Here is an 18,309-nt window from a genome sequence, read left to right as displayed (position 1 = left end):
TGAAGTCTTCAGGAGAGCTGCGACCCTATTTTCGCCAATGAAGTTAGAAGGAAGGATCGCAATAGCCTGAAGGCCAGCGGTGCGAAGTTTGTCACCCGAACCTCTGGTGAACCCATCATCTCAGATTCCACGATCTGCCAACAGGGCGAAAGTATTACGACATGGTAAGATGACCTAATTTGTACCGGATAACGAGTCCGCCCACTCGTCTACAGATCTAACCTCTGCTTGAAGAGGGAACACTTTTTCGGTCAGCACACGATGTACCTCAGGGTCGGCATCGATGCAGGCATCCGAGAGCACGGTGAGCGCATAGTCTTTATCCGCTGCCTCCCTCAGAGTCGATAGAACAACCCCACTTGTGGCAATTCCACTAAGAATGAGTGTGTCTATCTGGTGAGACCGAAGAATAACCTCCAGATCACTTCCGGCAAATGCGCTGACCCGAACTTTGGTCACAATAGGCTCGTCCGGCTGGGGTTGTACAGATTCATCAATCTGCACCGCAGCTTCCATGGCTGCTACCGTATCTGCTCCAGCTCCAGCCCGATCAGGAATTCCGCCGAACATTTTGTTGCGTGAACTAATCTCCGGATAACCTGGGCGGAATGCTACTCTTATGTAAATCACAGGAATTGCGTGACTGCGTGCAGTCTCAATCGCTTTTTGAAATGGCAGCAGGGCCTCTCGGTCCTTAACAAATTGGGACACGACACTCTTTTGCATATCCATGATCAGTAACGCACTGTTGTTTATTAAATGTGGCATGTTATCCTTCTCCTTTGGAATTGAGTTAAGAAATTCAGGATAGATACTATATTATTCTCCTGTAATAAACGGAGGTGTAGTTCCGTTTAACATTATACGGAGGTCATCCTCCGTTTGTCAACTAACCAACAGTGGGGTATATTTATGAAAGAGGTGTGATACCATAATGTCCATAAAAAATAATCCTACTCCTGACGGTGAGGTTAAGGATACTGATTCCATCGTCACTCAGGTTCCAGAGAAGACACTGCGTGCAGATGCCAAGAAAAATCGGGACAAACTGCTCCGTGTTGCGCATGAAATTTTTAAAACAGAAGGCATTTCTGTCTCCATGGATGAGATTGCAAGGCGTGCCGGTGTTGGTATAGGCACGGTCTATCGCCATTTTCCAACGAAGGAAGATCTGTTCGGGGCCGTGATTGCTAGTCACAAGATGCGTCTCATGGAAGAGGCCGATCAATTGCTTCATCACGACGATCCAGGCGAAGCATTTTTTCAATATTTCACAACAATTATCAGTGAGGGAATTGCCAACAAAGCGATTACCGATGCTCTTGTTAGCAGTCTGACTATAGACACTGGCCGCTCAGAGATAGCGAACGAGTTCTGGCGTGGCATTACCCGACTGCTAGAGCGAGCGCAGCAACATGGCTCTGTCCGAGCGGATGCCAGCATTGAGGATATTAAAATCATGCTGATCGGTGTGCTTCAGGCCATCGGAGATCGAGGGATTTTCCCGGAACGCGTTGTGTCGATCCTATGTGATGGTCTGCGTAGATAATTGATTTGAGAACAGATCGGTGAGATTCCTTTTATACTTAAATTAAAATATGAAAAAGCCTTTGCCGACCCCCAATGTCAGCAAAGGCTTTTCATTTTAGATTGTGTTTATTGATCAATCAAGTTTGTTACTTTCAACATTCTTGCAATCAATGCAGTGACCTCAGCACGGGTCATCGTTGCCTTCGGACTCAGAACTTCTGGCCCGTTACCTTGGATGATCCCCGCTGCAATCAACTGGGCTACATCTTCTTTCGCCCAATTCGATACATTCGCTGCATCACTGTAACGTTCCAGTTCAGAGTTCATCTGATCCGGGCTGATTACCGCTTCCGGTTCGATCAGACGATACGCACGAGCAACCATTGCAAATCCCTGCTCGCGTGTAATTTCCTGATTACCGTAGAAGTTGCCATTATCGTAACCGCGAACGATACCGAATTCATTCGCAAGGGCTACCGCAGAACGGAACCATGCGGAATCGCTAACGTCAGGGAATAGATTCTGTGGTGCATCCTGACGCATTAAGCCAAGTCCAAGTACAACAATTTCGGCAAACTCAGAGCGGGTAACCTGACGGTTCGGTGAGAATGTGTTATCTCCGTTACCTTTCAGATCCAATCTCGCAGCGATGTTGTTCACATCAGTTTTCCCCCAATGGGATCTGGCATCTTCAAAATCCTGCGGGTTCCAGATGACCGAGTAACTTCCGCTGCTGCGTAAGTCATTAATGAGTGCATAGTAACGACTATCGATCTTGGTAACAACCGTTGGCACATGGAAGATGCTGCCGTCCGAGTTGATGATCACGCCTGTTGTAATTCGGTTCGGGTCGATGCCTTCCGGAAGCGCAATATACTTCGGTGCGTATCCGTTCAGTTGCCCAGATCGAACCGTCTGTCCATCTTTCGAGAAGGTGAGATCCAGATCGACCGGATTCACTAACAGCTCGTACCCTTCGATTGCAGCCTTGCTTTTAGCACTGTTGATCAAAGTGTCCGATGAGCGGGCAATGTCGACTCGTACAGCAACATCTTTCATTGCTACATTGCCTAGCTGTTTGGAGACACCATTCAGGTCCATTTTACCGCCAGGTACCGGATAGATCGCCAGCGGATTGCTAATGTTCAGTCTGGAACCTTGATCTACTAATTGTTTCAGTGTTTCGAGGGTTAAACCGTCCACCTTCATATTCCCATCATTCGGTGAATGAATGGCGAACTGCTGTCCTGTGCCTTGTGACATGGCAACATTCAGCTTGGCTGGATCAACTTGAACCAACGTTTCTTTGTTGTCAGATAGTTTGGATGTAGCAAATGGTTGATGGCTACCATCCCGAGTTGTTTCCAAATTATCCTTCACGGGTGCCGGAGTTGGCGTTGGTACTGGCGCAGGTGCTGATGTGCTTCCACCGTTACCTCCTGTATTTCCACCACCGCCATTGTTGCCTCCACTGTTGTTACCATTGTCACTGGATGCTCTGTTTACGTTGATTTTATATTCTGTAACATGGCCAAGTGAATCTGTTACTCTAACAACGATCTTATTTCCACCCACTTGGAGCTTTAGATTTTCACTTATACTACCACTTGTAACCTCATTCCATTCTCCATCTCCAACAGCTATTTCAATCTTGGCAAGTGGATCAAGTGCCGTTGGCGTGAGCTGGAATTGATATACGCTATTCGGAACAGAAATGGTGTAGGTATCTTTAGCCGGATCAAAGGCCGGAGACAAACTTCCCACCGAAGGTACCAGTGTTTGCAAGGTAGATGCATCCGTACCAATCACTTTGGTAAGTCCTGTTCTTGCATCTGTCAGATCCAAAAGTGCCTTGTCTACCTGCACTTGGGTCGCTGTCGGATCATTCAACACTCGCTCTGCTTCGTTCATCGCATCATCGAGAGTTTCCCAGCTCGCTGGTGTGTACGCTGACTCTTCCAGGCTTTCACCTGTAATTTCAGTTACTTTCGCTTGCAGAGCTGATTTATCTACAACGGGTACAGATGTTGTAGGGATTAGTCCCGTTCTTGCATCTGTCAGATCCTGAAGTGCCTGATCTACCTGCGCTTGAGTCGCAGTCAGATCATTCAACACTCGCTCTGCTTCGTTCATTGCATCATCCAGTGCTGTCCAGCTCGCTGGCGTATACGCTGACTCTTCCAGGCTTTCACCTGTAATTTCAGTTACTTTCGCTTGCAGAGCTGATTTATCTACAACGGGTACAGATGTTGTAGGGATTAGTCCCGTTCTTGCATCTGTCAGATCCAAAAGTGCCTGATCTACCTGCGCTTGAGTCGCTGTCAGATCATTCAACACTCGCTCTGCTTCATTCATCGCATCATCGAGAGTTTCCCAGCTTGCTGGCGTATACTCAGATTCCTCTAGATCCTCGCCTGTAACTTCAGTTACTTTGGCTTGCAGCAAGGACTTGTCTACTTTTGTCACAGCATTTTCGCTAAAACTTTGAGCTGGGGCGCCGTTAGTCCCTTTTAGATTACCATCTTCAATATCGTAAGAAACGATCACTGATGCATTGGAAGGGATAATCTGACTCGTTTTTAACTTCAATGTCTTGCTGTTCGCCCCTTTTTCGAAACTGTCAATCGTGATTGGTTGCCCATTGATCTCCAGCTTGAAGCCAGTTAAAATTGCTACATTCGAAAAATCCAGTTCCTTATCGAACGTTACAATAACCTCATCTTCTGTCACAGACACATTACTTACATTTGCGCTTGTGAATTTTGGTGCCCACGCACTGAACGTGAAATACTCTCCATCTTTCAATGCCGCCTTGGCTGTATAATGTGGAACTCCATTTACATCTTTGAGACTCAAATCATAGCCAGATGCTTCTGTAAAATCCTCATTGTCACTTACCAGTAATTGATAACCTGCTGGATCTGACACTGCCGGGATACCAATCTCCACTTCACCCACGTTATTCGTATTCTGCACTTTCCAAACTCTCTGCGCATGATACTGTCCCGGTTTATTAATAGGCTGATCATACGTCAATGACAGACCGTTATCCGCCCATACGAAATATTGCTGATCCGTCAAAACACTTGGATTGTCTGTATTTGTAGTAGCCAGCCTGTTAACACCTATGGCAACTTGTGGCACTCCGGCATTGATGCTTAGGCTTTGTTTTTGATTCAAGCCCTGTGCTTCATCTTTGCCGATTCCTGCAATATTGTGCTTATACTTGGAATCGACAGTCCACACTTCACTTCCGTTAGTTGAAAGATAAGAACTTGCTCCGTTGTTGAGCGTAATGCCATATTTAATGGCTAGATAAGACTCAATTTTTGAAGCATCCATAGCTGTCTGATTGTCATACAAAATAATCTCAGCAACATCAGCTACAAGACCACCCCAGTTATACGTCGCATTACCTCCGTTAGTAGCACCTATAACAGGAGTAAAGTTAATCTCTCCAAAGTTCCTTACCTGTGTAAAACTAGATACTGCACCATCTACTCGTGCCGTATGACTAGTAGTACTAACGATATCGAAATTCACAATCTGAGCCCGACTTTTGTCCACAGGATTGAAATAGTCATAAATACCATCTACGCCATTACCTGAAGCAAACCTGTTTCCATATCCACCCATAATAATGACGCCATTAGTTCCTGTAGGCGTAGTCGCTCCTACAAGAGCTCCCCCGTTGTTATACTTGTACACGGCATAGCCAGATTGGAATTTAATTGGTTTGTCACCTACCAACTTAACTGCGCTACTATAGTGGCCTCCACCTGTCGGATTGTTGAAATTTACGCTGGGGTTAAAGTTAATTCCTCCCGGATTATAACTTGGTGCTGTCTTGCCAGCAGGAATAACCAGGTCAAACCCTACATCGTTAGCTGATTGGTCCTTCCAATCGGTCAGTAAACCTTCCACCGTATCGGCATCCGAGTCTGCTTTCAGCCATAACACAGGTTCAAGACCCGTTCCTCCTGGAACAGGGCCGCTAGCTGCGCTTACTCTCTCTGAACCAATTGAAGAGATGAATGTGCTTAATAACAACATGCTAACTACGGACACTTTAAATCCTTTTTTCCACTTCTTACTGTACAAAAACGACATACTTATCCTCCCTCTTTTACATTTCGCGTAATATCGACCCTCATCGTGCTTATTCTACACAAAGCCTCTTACCAAACTCTTACCAAACCTTTCGCTAACAAATACAACAAAAAAACAGCCCTGCAAATGAAGCTGCAAGGCTGTGTATCTTCAATTACATATTTGATTGTTTCCATTGTTGGTACCATAACTCAACTTCCAGGCCAGGACGTATGCCTGCCTCTTGTTCTAAAGCGATAACCAGCTGGTTATATTGAGCGACCACAGGATCTTTATTGCCTAATCGATCGTAGGTCTTCATTAAGGCCAGTCCGACTTCCTCCAATGATGGTTCGAATTGCTGTACCCGGTGATATACCGTGAGTGCTTCCGTATTCTGTCCCAGATCAATGTAATATTGTGCGAGTTGCATGGCATGGTTACGCCAGAGTGCATGCAATCGCTCGCGCTCCAACTCAGCCCATACATAATCGTCTTCACTATAATATTTGCCCTCATATTGATCTGAGGTCTGCCGATGTTCAGCTATTGTAGACGAAGATAATACAGGCAATCGGGTAAGACGACTCTCCCATTCTTCAGCATCAATCCTGAATTCACCCGTTTCCAATAGATAACCAAACTGTTGATAGCGAATGACCATCTTGTCCTCGCCCATGAATTCGTTCATCATGCTACGTAAGCGATGGATGCCACTATGCAGATTGGATATACCTCTCCGTTCATCCAACTCTGGCCACAACAGTTCAAGTAGCGTATCCCGCTTAATCGGTTTGTTCCGATGGTGGAGCAAATAGGCGAATAACTCTCTAATCTTGGTTGTTCTGAACTTCATATGTTTTGGCGGCTCATTTGGGTGCAGTTGGACCTGGAGCATCCCCAGACAACGGATCAACATGGATGGCCCTTCTGCTATATTCAGACTTGCTGACACCGTTCGGCGTTGATACATCTTCATCGTTTTTTCCAAACGGTCACGCGTTACAGGCTTCATAATATAGTCCAGCACTTCAAGCCCATAGGCCGTCAGTGCATGTTCGTTATATGCGGTTGTGAAAATAACTTCTGTACCAGGAGAAACCTCGTGGATACGTTCGGTCGCCTCAATCCCGTTCATCCCCGGCATTTGAACGTCCATGAAGACGATTTCCGGCAGATGAAGTTTGATCTGATCTATGGCTTCCTGTGCCGTCAGAAAAGAGCCGATAACTTCGCAATCCTCTCTCTCTTGCAACAGTTTGTTCAACCTGCTCAGAGCGAGATATTCATCATCTACCAAAATCACTCTCATATGCACAACTCCTCTGGCTCACTGATCACCCTTTAATCTATAATTTTACCATAAATCCTGACGTGGGACCGCTATCATTTAAATATAGAATCTATGTTCCGGTATTCAAAAAAATGTTCATCTTTGGCAGGAGGGCATGCAGGAATTTGAAGTAAACTGTCGAAAACTAAAGTCTGCCATGAAACCAATAACCTATAAAAAGATACCCCGATATGTAGTGCTGTCGATTCTATTTCTAACTATTCTACTTGGCTTTCGCTGGATATGGTCCGAGACTTTCACTATACCCGCACATCCTGAACCCATTGAAGGCGTGTTGGACCTTCGAGGCTGGGACCTCGCCAACACTTCACCCATATCCCTGGACGGAGAATGGGAGTTTTATCCCCAAGCGTTAATCTCTAATCGTGACGCGAAAATAGCGGATAACCTATCCACACGAATTCAAGTTCCCGGTGACTGGCGTAATGCATTACCACAATCCTCATCGTCGTTCGGATACGGAACGTACCGTCTTCGTATACTTTTAGATCCATCTGTGGAGGAAGTCTCTCTCTGGGCTCAGAAAATCCAGACATCATCGATCATCGAGATGAACGGGACCATTGTTGCGGAATTCGGCCAACCTGCCACTCATGCCGAAGCCTATCGACCAGAAAGGACTGCATTTACGACTTCCTATGTGCTTGAGGGTTCTACCGAACTCAATCTTTTGGTGCAGACAGCCAATTTCGACGATCCTTATAGTGGAGGGATCACACGCTCTCTCTATTTTGGTTCTCCAGAAGCCATTGGCAGTGAGCGAGGACTATCCATTGACTTGCAAAAGATTACATTCGCCATACTGCTTTTGCACAGCCTATACGCTTTTGTCATGTTTCTGTTTATACGGAAGGAACGAGCTCTGCTGACGTTCTCGATGCTGACACTGGTAGCTGGCCTAACGGTCGTCTCCGACCATGACAGTCTGTTATTGGGTTGGATTCCACTCAACTTCACTTGGATCGTTAAGGCCAAAGCGTTGTCCTATCCGTTGTTCGCATTCTTTCTTTTACAGATGGCTAGAAGCTTCTCCCATAGTCTACAAGGGCGTAAACTGTTCCGTATCTATGCCAGCGTGCTTGGCGCTTACTGTCTATTTCTGCTTGTCGCACCAGTGACCCTGATCTATCATGTACTTGAGATTGGGCTCTCTGATTTCCTCTATCTGTTTGCCATCGGCTGGTCTGTCTACCTATTCTTCCGAATGGCAGCCGAGAAACGAAGCGACGCAAGCTTTTTGCTCTTTGCGGCTACTAGCAGCCTATCAAGCGTGTTATGGGGAATTGTGAACTCACATAGCGAAATTACCAACGTGTATTATCCGATCGATGTGATTGCGGCCATGTTTGGCTTCTCCGCCTATTGGTTCAGAAAATACTTCCGCAATTCAAGTGAGATCGAGAATTTGTACGAACAGCTCAAAGAAGAGGATCGCCAGAAGGATCAGTTTCTTGTGAATACGGCTCATGAATTGCGTACACCGCTGCACGGAATCATCAATATCGCCGAGAGCATCGCAGTTCGTGAACGTCGTAAATCAGGTGGGCAGCAGGCAGAAGACATGAAGCTGTTAGTTACCATCGGCCGACGCATGTCCCAACTGGTTGATGACCTCCTGGATGTCATTCGTTTGAAGGAAAAACGTATTACGCTCCAGAAGAAGCCTTTATCTCTTGCATCTGTCATTCCAGGCGTGATCGGTATGTTCCGATTCATGGCAGAGGGCAAGCCCATCCTTATGCAGGTGGATATTCCAGAATCACTGCCGTTGATTCAGGCCGATGAGAGAAGACTTGTTCAGGTGCTTTACAACCTGTTGCATAATGCACTGAAATTTACCGATGAGGGTAAGATTACCGTATCTGTCCGGGAACATGGAGAGAGCATTTTAATTCAAGTCTCAGATACAGGTGTTGGTATAAGTGAAGAGATACAACAGCGAATATTCGAGGCGTATGAACAGGGGACCCCAGAAGCTCGTTTAAGCGGAGGAATCGGCCTCGGTCTCAATATCAGCAGGCAGCTCACCGAACTCCATGGCGGTCAGCTCAGCGTGCAATCCATACCTGGGCAAGGATCGACCTTCCAGATCTCGCTTCCACGGTCCGATACCGCATCGCTATTGGATCAGACTGAGCAGAAATGGGACGCTCACAGCTTCGATGAAATTGCGATTGCAGAGCCACAGCAGCAGACCATCTCTCAAGATAAGACTGCTGCAAGAATTCTTGCCGTCGATGATGATGCTGTAAACCTGCGAGTACTGATCTCCATGCTTGCGAATGAACCATACCACATTCAACCTGCAGCCTCGGCGCTTGAAGCACTTGAATTGCTGGATAAGGAGCCTTGGGACTTACTGATTGCCGATGTCATGATGCCTCATATGTCCGGTTATGAATTAACCGAGAACGTACGCAAGCGTTATTCGGTATCCGAGCTTCCCATCCTGTTGTTGACGGCTCGTAACGAACCAGCTGATGTGTACGCCGGATTCATGGCCGGTGCAACGGACTATGTCACCAAGCCCGTGGATGCCGTTGAATTAAGGCATCGCATCGGGTCTCTGATCGTACTGAAACAATCCATTGATGAGCGACTGCGCATGGAGGCTGCTTACTTACAAGCACAGATTCAGCCCCATTTTCTTTTTAATACGCTCAATTCAATCATGGTTCTTAGTGAGATGGACACGGAGCGAATGCAGAAACTGGGCGATGCTTTTATCGAGTATCTTCAGACCAGCTTTCATTTTGTCAATTCGGAGAAAATGGTTGAGGTCACTCATGAGTTGGATCTCTCCCGCGCCTATCTCTACATTGAGAAAGAACGATTCATGCATCGGTTGAACGTCATCTGGGATATTCCCGATGATCTTGATCTATCCCTGCCGCCACTCACCATTCAACCGCTCATTGAGAATGCTGTTCGACATGGTATTCTCAGCAAAGTTGAGGGTGGAACCGTGCATATCCGAATCATCAACCAAACAGCGTCCACCTTGATTGAGATCGAGGATGACGGTGTTGGGATGCAGCCCGAGCAGATCGAACGGGCACTGGCGTGGCCCAAGAAAGGTTCCGGCGGAACGGGAGGTATTGGATTAACCAATACACATCGCCGGTTAACCCAGATGTACGGACAAGGTTTGACCATCGTCAGCTCGCCGGGTCAAGGCACGAAAGTTTCCTTTGTCATCCCTTTGGACCGCAGCACAAGATTCTGAGCGATAAGATCGCTCTATGACTCTACAGTGGACATACTGTACTGTACGATCCGTATCCAGATGCTTAGGTGTAAGGTCTAGGGGAACGTGATGATAGCGAACATCTTCATGTTCAATTCCAAGCTCAAGCTCAGGTTCAAGTCCAAGTTCTGATATACGAAATAAACCTAAAGAAGAGAGCTAAGCACAGGGTTCGTCCCGGCTTAGCTCTCTTTTCTATGGCTTCATTATGATCTAACACGATAAGCTAATGATTATACGTGCAGAACATGTTTTTCATCCGATAACCCCAGTGCCTTGGCTGTTGAAGAATGAACCTCTTTGAGAAGATCCAGGTTCTCCACAAGTGATATGCCATAGGATGGAATCATTTCCTTGATCTTAGGCTCCCATGCCTCCATATGCTGCGGGAAGCAACGCTGAAGAATCTCAAGCATGACCTGAACTGCCGTGGATGCACCCGGTGATGCACCTAGCAAAGCCGCAATTGTTCCATCTGCAGACGTGACCACTTCTGTACCGAATTGGAGCGTTCCTTTGCCACCTTGGACAGTATCCTTGATCACCTGCACACGCTGCCCCGCCAGAACCATATCCCAATCCTCACTCTTCGCACCCGGAACAAAGTCGCGCAATTCTGCCATACGTTGTTCTTTGGATAACATCAGTTGTTGGATCAAGTACTTGGTCAAAGAGATTTCTTTGACACCTGCTGCGAGCATCGTAAGCAGATTATGCATCTTAACAGACGTGATTAAGTCGGCATTGGAACCCGTCTTCAGGAACTTCGGCGAGAAGCCGGCAAACGGTCCGAATAACAGCGACTTCTTATTGTCGATAAATCGGGTATCCAGATGCGGAACGGACATGGGCGGAGCCCCTACCGAAGCCTTGCCGTATACCTTGGCATGATGCTGTTCCACGACTTTTTGATTTTTGCACACCATAAAGATCCCACTGACCGGGAATCCGCCGATATGTTTACCTTCCGGAATGCCCGTCTTCTGGAGTAAATGCAGACTTCCACCGCCCGCGCCGATAAAGACGAATTTTGCCTTATGGCGTTCGACTGTACCGCTCTTCAGGTTTTTCACGGTTAATTCCCATTGTCCATCGCTGGTACGTTTCATATTCTTCACGCTATGTTCGTAGTGGATACCCACGTGTTGTTCCTTCAAATGTTTGATCAGCATACGCGTTAAAGCACCAAAGTTAACGTCCGTACCGGTGTCAATTTTGGTCGCTGCAACAGGTTCATTACTTGTGCGATCTTTCATCATCAGCGGCATCCATTTCGCCAGCTCTTTCTTGTCATCCGAGAATTCCATACCTGCGAACAGCGGGTGATTCGATAAGGAGTCATAACGTCTTTTCAAAAACTGGACATTACTCTCTCCGTGCACATAACTCAAATGAGGAATCGGCATAATGAAGTCCCGCGGATTACGAATCAGACGGCTATTGACGAGATAGGACCAAAATTGCTTTGAGATCTGAAATTGTTCATTCACTTTAATTGCTTTGCTAATATCTACGGTTCCGTCTGGTCGTTCAACGGTATAGTTAAGTTCGCACAATGCAGCATGCCCGGTTCCGGCATTATTCCATTCGTTGGAGCTTTCCTCTCCTGCAGTGGCGAGCTTTTCAAAAACCTTAATATTCCAGTCTGGTGCCAATTCTTTTAGCAAAGTTCCCAAAGTTGCACTCATAATTCCGGCACCAATCAAGATAACATCTGTACTCGTTTGTCCCTGGCTCATGTCTACCGTCCTTATATCCTATATTTGCCAAAAGGATGTAAGCGTTATCGATTTGGCATTTGCAGCAAGCCCATTCTTGAACGGGGTCGCACCTTCTCTGAATGATTATAACCTTGATCTAGTGTATCAATAATATAGAGCAATTTAAATATGCAATTTCAAGATATTTGCTATTCCATCAGTATACGCTAGTTTACATCGGAACGTTAGCCCGGTTATAGGCCTGAAAGATATATTTGTTCAAAACAAAGAAAGGAGCCCGGTTTTAGGGGGACTTGGGTGATCAAATGGATGCACTAAAAGCCGCTTTCGAATCTCTTCGTAAGGCGGCTTCCTATATAAATTAACGATTACCACCCCCGGCGTCTCCGGGAGAACTCAGAAAATTGAAATCAGTTCCTTTGTATACGGATGGCGTTCTTCAGCGAACAACGCATCTGCACCAAAGCGGTCAACGATCTGACCTTCGCGCATAACGATGATGCGCTGACTCATGCGATGTACGGCAGCCAGATCATGCGAGATGAACACGTATGACAGACCCAGCGATGTCCGAAGATCGGTGAGCAACTGCAACACTGCTCCTTGCGAGATCACGTCCAGGCTGGCTGTCGGTTCATCCAGAACGACAACGTCCGGCTCAATGCCAATGGCACGTGCAATCGTGACGCGCTGACGCTGTCCACCACTTAGCTCATGGGGGTATCGTCCAGCCAAATCGCCTGGAAGCTCGACCGCTTCAAGCAGCTTTTGGACGTATGCCTCCTTCGATGTGTAGGTAAAGTGGGACAGCTCAGCGTTCCGTCCAAGTTGTTCGTACGGGTCGATTAGTGAATCGGCAATCTTGAGCTTTGGATTCAGTGCAGCCATCGGGTTCTGGAAAACAATCTGAATCTTCCGGCGATGAGGTCGCAACCGTCGGCCGCTCAGCCGAGCGATATCCTGTCCGCCCAGTGTAATTGAGCCCATATCTGCATCTTCGATCCTCAACAGACAGCGTGCGAGTGTACTCTTGCCACAGCCGCTCTCGCCAACCAGGCCAAGGCATTCACCGTGGTTCAGAGTGAAGGAAATATCTTTCACAGCCGGTCGGTCTGCACCCGCGTACGTTCGGCTCAGATGTTCCACGTGAAGCACGGGGTTGCCGGAGAGGCTGGACGATGAAGCAGTCTTTGCAGCAGCGGTATCTAAATCAGCATCTATACCTCTATCCGTAGTATCTGTATCCGCAGGATCTATGACTGCATTGTCTATGTCTACATGGTTTACGTCGTTAGCAAAATCGTGGCTTCGCACACCAGATTCTTCTTCGGACTGCACGAGTCCACGACGTTCATCATTTGCAGTTGTCTTCATTCTGTTCCTGCCTCCTTCAATCCCGACTTCAGCGATCGGCTCAGGACGGGAGCCGCATCAATCAACTGGCGCGTATATTCATGCTGGGGATGGTCAAGAATGCGATGTTTCCCGCCAGATTCGACGATCTGGCCTTCCTTCATCACAGCCAAGCGGTTGGCATAGCGACGTACATGGCGCCAATCATGCGTGATAAACAGAATAGCACATCCCGTCTCCGCTTGTTTACGTGCCAGCAGTTCCAACACGCGATGCCCAGACACGCTGTCCAGTGCCGTTGTTGCTTCGTCAGCGATCAGCAGACGAGGTGAGAGCATCAGCGAGGTGGCAATCGAGGCCCGCTGAAGCTGTCCACCGCTCAACTGGAACGGATAGCGGCGCAGTAATTCAGCGCCAAGGCCAACCGATTCCAGCGCTTCCTCCGCTCGTTTCTTGCGGATGGCAGAAGACTTTTCCCCATGAACCTTCTGGTATTCATCAAAGTGTCCGCCAATGCTACGGAATGGCGTAAACGCTCCCTGATAGTCTTGAAAAATATATGAGATGCGGCTTCCCCGCAGGGCGCGCATCTCCTTTGGCTTCCGTTCGAGCAGGTTACTGCCTTCGAACATCACTCGCCCCGACGCATGCAGGTTGGGCGGCAGCAGACGACCAATCGCTTGGGAGAGCAAGCTTTTGCCGCTACCGCTCTGTCCAACCAATGCCATGAATTCACCCTCGCGAACAGCGAGAGAGACTTGATCGACAATCGTACGATCCCGACTGGAGATGCTCAGTTCCTCAATGGAGAGAATCATGGCTGCACCTCCTTCTTCACGTCAAACCGGTCTCGCAGATAGTCACCCAGCATGTTGGCAAGCAGGACTACCGAGACAATGGCAAGGCCCGGATAGATCATCAGCTCCGGCCTAGACTGGAAGTAAGGCCGTGAGTCGTTCAGCATAGCACCCCATTCAGGTGTTGGCGGCTGTGCGCCAAGGCCAATGTAGGACAATGATGAGATGAGTAGAATGATTTTACCCAGATCGAGACTGGCTAACACGAGCACATGGCCTGCGATATGCGGAAGCAGATGTTTTCTCATGATACGACCGTCGGATAGTCCGTTGGTCCGGGCGATGCGAATGTAATCCTTTTGGGACTCAGATAGGACAGTACTTCGAACAAGACGCGCATAGCTAACCCACTTTACGATTACAATCGCCAATACCAGATTACCGATTCCCGCGCCAAGCAGTCCACTGAGCACAATTGCGACGATGGTATCAGGAAAAGCTAGAAAAGCATCAGCGATCCGCATGAACAGCTTATCGACCCAGCCACGTTTGTAACCCGCGATCAAGCCAAACGGAATGCCGATCAGCAATGCAGCACCGAGTGCCAGCAAGCTATACCCCAGTGTTTGGCCGCCGCCAAGCAGCAGACGTGTCAGTACATCGCGGCCCAGGTGGTCGGTGCCGAACGGATGGAGAGCACTTGCGCCCTGCAATCGTCCGCGCAGATCCGTTAAGGTGTGATCATGTTTCAGAACTAAAAAGGCATATACGGAGGCCGCGATGACCAGAAGTGCAAATAGCAAACCAATGATCGCCTGCCAGCTATGTTTTTTAGATTTTGTAGGTGGAATGGGCAGGGGCATGGTTTTCATCGGTGGGCCTCCTTTTCCTTCAGTTTCATTTCGGGATTCAAATAACGATAAGATAGATCAACCGCTGTATTCACGAGGAATACCACGATAGCCATGATCAGAATGTAACCCTGAATCAGTGGATAATCACGCTGGCGGATGGCGTCGACGACAAGCTTGCCAATACCCGGATAAGCGAACAACACTTCAATCACGACAACTCCGCCAATCAGGCTGCCGAGACTTACGCCAAATACCGTAATGACAGGCGGCAGACTGTGCCGAAACGCGTGAAGCATGAAGATCCGGCCTTCGGATAACCCTCTTGCCCGGGCGGACCGAACGAACTCCTGACTTAGTGAATCTAGCAGGCTGGAACGCAAAAGACGCACATAAACGCTGGAGATGGCAAGTCCCAGCGTCAGAGATGGCAGAATAAGCGAGGCGAATCCATCCCGGCCCATGGTCGGCAGATTTCCGAAGCGTACGCCGAACATGTCGATCAGGATCAGACCGAGCCAGAAGCTTGGAACCGCCGCACCCACAATGGAGAGCATTCGGCTGCCGCGGTCAATCCAACTTCCACGATGGAGTGCTGATAGCGAGCCGAGCGGGATCGCTATCACGAGCATGACCAGCAGTGCGCCAATCGTCAGTTCAGCCGTGGCTGGCAGCGCACGCATCAGGGTCTGCATGACGGGCTGGCCTGTTGAATACGATACGCCGAAGTCGAGTCGAACAAAATCGAGCAACCAGTTGCCGAACTGGACAGGAAGCGAATCGTTGAAGCCCATTTCCTCGCGTACAGCTTCGACCTGCTCCTGACTAACAGACAGTTCGTCCACGTTCAGGATCGTCAGTACCGGATCACCGGGAGCCAGACGAATGAACAGGAAACTCACAAACATAATGAACAGCAGAAAGATAAATACTTCAAGGAACTTCCGAAGCAAAATGCGAAACATTACATCACATCCAGCTTATTGGTAATCATGTAATATTCACTGCGAGTGGTAACCCAGTTCTTGATCTTCTTGCCGTTGTAGGCAACGATCGTACCTGGATGCAGCACGAATGAATTCAGTACGTTGTCATGCACATAGTTGGCTGCCTTCTCGGCAAGCTCTGCCCGCTTCTCCGGTGCAACTGTGAGATTCAATTCGTCGATGATCTTGGTCAGTTCCGGATCTTCCGATCCACTGAAGTTAAGGGCACCTTTCGGATGGTACGTTGCATTCAGGTAATAGCCTGCATCCCCACGAGGAGCCGTCAAATTACTATACGTCGCAATATCCCAGTCACGGTTGGATGCCATATAATCTTCTGGCGTGTCAATCTGGCGAATCTGCACGTCGATACCGATCTTCTTCGCATCAGATTGGAACACTTGAGCAATTAGTGGCAGATCGGCACGAGCCGAATACGTCAGCAGCGTCAACTGCAACGGTTTGCCGTCCTTGGTCATCACGCCGTTTTGCTGCGTGTACCCTGCTTCGCCAAGATATTTTACAGCGACATCAGCTCCAGATTCCGTTGCTGTATCCGTATAGGTTGGCGCAAATGGCAGCGATGGCAGGAACGGTCCGATAGCAGCTTCGCCATATCCTAGCAGGATCGTGTCCACGATGCCCTGACGGTCAATTAGCGCGTCCAGCGCCCGACGGACATTGAGGTCCTTCATACTCTCCCGCTGCATGTTCATCGTTAGCTGATGCACGCGGAACGTCGACGTGGACTCAACCTTCATGCCGTCCATCGCTTTGAGCGATTCGAGACTCTCGACCTCCGGACGGTATACGATATCTACCTGCCCAGATTTGAGCGCTAGTGTACGAGCGTTGGCATCTTCATTGAATGAGAACGTGATGGAATCCAGAGGCGATGCTCCGTCCCAGTATTCATCATAGCGATCCAGATCCAGCTTGCTGCCTGGGGTAAAAGAAGTCAGCTTGAACGGGCCCGTACCAATGGGCTTGTTCACAATGTCCGGCTCGCTCACGTCGATAATCGCCGTGTTGGGGTTCACCAGTTCCGAAGCGAACTCCGGGAACGGTTGAGTTGTGGTGATCTCCAGCTTGTCGCCCTCAGCTTCAATCGTATCGATCTTCAGCGCGTTCTGGATGGCTACATTCTCTTCCAGTGCCCGCTCAAGGGATGCCTTAACAGATTCACCTGTCATTGGCTTGCCGTTCTGGAAGGTCACATCATCTCGCAGGTCGATCGTCCAATGCTGACCGTCTTCGCTCTCCCAGCTCTCGGCGAGCCATGGAGCAACCGTCAAGTTCTCTTCATCGAGACGAACCAGCGTTTCCGTAATGCCCGCGCGCAGCGGCACATAGCTGGAATCCACATGTGGATCTAGCGAACTCGTGGAGAAGTTATATAGGAAGTGAACATTTTTATTATCAGTGGATGGTTGCGCAGCGGGACTGGACTCAGATGATCCGCAGGCGCTCAACAGTCCAGCACTCAAGGCCAAGGAGACCAGCGCTAGCAGTGGCGTCTTTTTATTCAAGGTAATGCCCCTCTCTCTTAATCGTAATCATTATGATCTAAACAATGAGTATTATCATATCGTAATGATTACGTTTTGACAAGAGTTATGTTGGTGTTGGAACGAGAAAGAAACCGACTCTCGGATGAGAGCGGATTCTTCATGTTTTTTGTTACATATGAGGGCTTTATTAGTGGGCATTTCACTTTGCGATCCGGGATTGTTTACAGGTAGAACCATGCAAGATTCCTCGAAGAGTTACAACCCAGTTTCGTAGTCTTCCAGCATATGTGACCAGTAAGCTCTATGTATTTTAAGGATTAAACAAAATAGAGTTTATAATGAACATTTTAAATACAAAATTCGTTTAGGGACTACGAGGGGGAATACGATGAGAAGATATTCACTTATCGCCTTAATGTTTGCTACAGTTATGGTCCTGATTCTTAGCGGCTGCCAAAGTTCTAATCAGCCCGATCAAGTCGGAGTAAGTAAAGTACCAAAGGAATTACACACCTTTTATCCTGGCGATATTACACAGGTTGATTCTATTGAAGTGATGAGTGGCAGTGATGGTACTAAAAGAACAACTACAGATCAAGTACTGATTCAGGAATGGATTGAAAAGGTATGCAATTTAGAAATTATACTTGATCCAGACCAAGAAGATGCAGCAGGGGTTTTGTTCCATGTCACAATGTTTGAGCAGGGAAAAGAAGTATTGTATATGACACCTACCGATATGAATCATCAGCGAATGCAGCCACAGTTGGAATTGGCTGACCGAATGTCGGAACTTTATGATGCCATAGAATAAGAGTGTCATATAGCCTGTATTCAGAATGATTACAGGCTGAAAAGTTTGATATAAAT

General features: G+C 47.9%; 12 protein-coding genes. 3 read left to right on the top strand and 9 right to left on the bottom strand.

The genetic code is table 11. From position 1 onward, the window contains the following. Positions 1-174: 174 nt before the first annotated feature. Positions 175-768: an isochorismatase family cysteine hydrolase gene (locus NSQ38_RS05720; protein ID WP_339787643.1), complete on the bottom strand. Its 594-nt coding sequence runs from the start codon at positions 766-768 to the stop codon at positions 175-177. 166 nt (positions 769-934) lie between these two features. Between NSQ38_RS05720 and NSQ38_RS05715 the strand changes: the two genes are divergently transcribed. Then, positions 935-1,549 carry a TetR/AcrR family transcriptional regulator gene (locus tag NSQ38_RS05715; RefSeq protein ID WP_339787640.1) on the top strand — a complete coding sequence of 205 codons (615 nt, stop codon included), beginning with the start codon at positions 935-937 and terminating at the stop codon, positions 1,547-1,549. Positions 1,550-1,656: 107 nt separating this feature from the next. On the opposite strand, the gene NSQ38_RS05710 is transcribed toward NSQ38_RS05715, so the two are convergent. Next, positions 1,657-5,640 (bottom strand): S-layer homology domain-containing protein, encoded by a 3,984-nt coding sequence (locus tag NSQ38_RS05710; RefSeq protein WP_339787637.1) that lies wholly within the window; start codon positions 5,638-5,640, stop codon positions 1,657-1,659. A 154-nt stretch (positions 5,641-5,794) separates the two neighbouring features. Then, positions 5,795-6,931, bottom strand: coding sequence for a response regulator (locus tag NSQ38_RS05705; protein WP_339787635.1), 1,137 nt, complete (start codon positions 6,929-6,931; stop codon positions 5,795-5,797). Positions 6,932-7,109: 178 nt separating this feature from the next. Between NSQ38_RS05705 and NSQ38_RS05700 the strand changes: the two genes are divergently transcribed. Further along, entirely contained in the window at positions 7,110-10,199 is a 3,090-nt protein-coding gene (locus tag NSQ38_RS05700; protein WP_339787632.1) for an ATP-binding protein, read from the top strand. A 254-nt stretch (positions 10,200-10,453) separates the two neighbouring features. Here the strand turns inward: NSQ38_RS05700 and NSQ38_RS05695 are convergent, their stop codons facing one another. The 6 genes from NSQ38_RS05695 to nikA form a co-directional block, all read right to left on the bottom strand. Next, positions 10,454-11,959 (bottom strand): malate:quinone oxidoreductase, encoded by a 1,506-nt coding sequence (locus NSQ38_RS05695; protein ID WP_339787630.1) that lies wholly within the window; start codon positions 11,957-11,959, stop codon positions 10,454-10,456. A gap of 378 nt (positions 11,960-12,337) precedes the next feature. Then, positions 12,338-13,315, bottom strand: coding sequence for a dipeptide/oligopeptide/nickel ABC transporter ATP-binding protein (locus NSQ38_RS05690; RefSeq protein WP_339787629.1), 978 nt, complete (start codon positions 13,313-13,315; stop codon positions 12,338-12,340). Then, positions 13,312-14,112 carry an ABC transporter ATP-binding protein gene (locus NSQ38_RS05685; protein WP_036671813.1) on the bottom strand — a complete coding sequence of 267 codons (801 nt, stop codon included), beginning with the start codon at positions 14,110-14,112 and terminating at the stop codon, positions 13,312-13,314. Before NSQ38_RS05685 ends, NSQ38_RS05690 begins: the two co-directional genes overlap by 4 nt. After that, complete coding sequence (nikC, locus tag NSQ38_RS05680) at positions 14,109-14,963, bottom strand: nickel transporter permease (protein WP_339787628.1); 855 nt, start codon at positions 14,961-14,963, stop codon at positions 14,109-14,111. The genes NSQ38_RS05685 and nikC overlap by 4 nt, the downstream gene beginning before the upstream one ends. After that, on the bottom strand, positions 14,960-15,907 hold the full coding sequence (nikB, locus tag NSQ38_RS05675) for a nickel ABC transporter permease (protein ID WP_091035368.1): 948 nt from the start codon (positions 15,905-15,907) through the stop codon (positions 14,960-14,962). Before nikB ends, nikC begins: the two co-directional genes overlap by 4 nt. After that, on the bottom strand, positions 15,907-17,457 hold the full coding sequence (gene nikA / locus NSQ38_RS05670; RefSeq protein WP_339787625.1) for a nickel ABC transporter substrate-binding protein: 1,551 nt from the start codon (positions 17,455-17,457) through the stop codon (positions 15,907-15,909). Before nikA ends, nikB begins: the two co-directional genes overlap by 1 nt. Before the next feature lie 370 nt (positions 17,458-17,827). Between nikA and NSQ38_RS05665 the strand changes: the two genes are divergently transcribed. Next, positions 17,828-18,253: a hypothetical protein gene (locus NSQ38_RS05665; RefSeq protein ID WP_339787622.1), complete on the top strand. Its 426-nt coding sequence runs from the start codon at positions 17,828-17,830 to the stop codon at positions 18,251-18,253. The last annotated feature ends 56 nt before the right edge of the window (positions 18,254-18,309 follow it).

The sequence above is a fragment of the Paenibacillus sp. FSL R7-0313 genome, assembly GCF_037969885.1.
Taxonomy (GTDB): domain Bacteria; phylum Bacillota; class Bacilli; order Paenibacillales; family Paenibacillaceae; genus Paenibacillus.
This window is presented reverse-complemented; position numbering and strand designations above follow the sequence as displayed.

Bases quoted from the DNA above. Each gene is read 5' to 3' on its own strand.
- NSQ38_RS05720 (WP_339787643.1), bottom strand. From the start codon at position 768: ATGCCACATTTAATAAACAACAGTGCGTTACTGATCATGGATATGCAA.
- NSQ38_RS05715 (WP_339787640.1), top strand. From the start codon at position 935: ATGTCCATAAAAAATAATCCTACTCCTGACGGTGAGGTTAAGGATACT.
- NSQ38_RS05710 (WP_339787637.1), bottom strand. From the start codon at position 5,640: ATGTCGTTTTTGTACAGTAAGAAGTGGAAAAAAGGATTTAAAGTGTCC.
- NSQ38_RS05705 (WP_339787635.1), bottom strand. From the start codon at position 6,931: ATGAGAGTGATTTTGGTAGATGATGAATATCTCGCTCTGAGCAGGTTG.
- NSQ38_RS05700 (WP_339787632.1), top strand. From the start codon at position 7,110: ATGAAACCAATAACCTATAAAAAGATACCCCGATATGTAGTGCTGTCG.
- NSQ38_RS05695 (WP_339787630.1), bottom strand. From the start codon at position 11,959: ATGAGCCAGGGACAAACGAGTACAGATGTTATCTTGATTGGTGCCGGA.
- NSQ38_RS05690 (WP_339787629.1), bottom strand. From the start codon at position 13,315: ATGAAGACAACTGCAAATGATGAACGTCGTGGACTCGTGCAGTCCGAA.
- NSQ38_RS05685 (WP_036671813.1), bottom strand. From the start codon at position 14,112: ATGATTCTCTCCATTGAGGAACTGAGCATCTCCAGTCGGGATCGTACG.
- nikC (WP_339787628.1), bottom strand. From the start codon at position 14,963: ATGAAAACCATGCCCCTGCCCATTCCACCTACAAAATCTAAAAAACAT.
- nikB (WP_091035368.1), bottom strand. From the start codon at position 15,907: ATGTTTCGCATTTTGCTTCGGAAGTTCCTTGAAGTATTTATCTTTCTG.
- NSQ38_RS05665 (WP_339787622.1), top strand. From the start codon at position 17,828: ATGAGAAGATATTCACTTATCGCCTTAATGTTTGCTACAGTTATGGTC.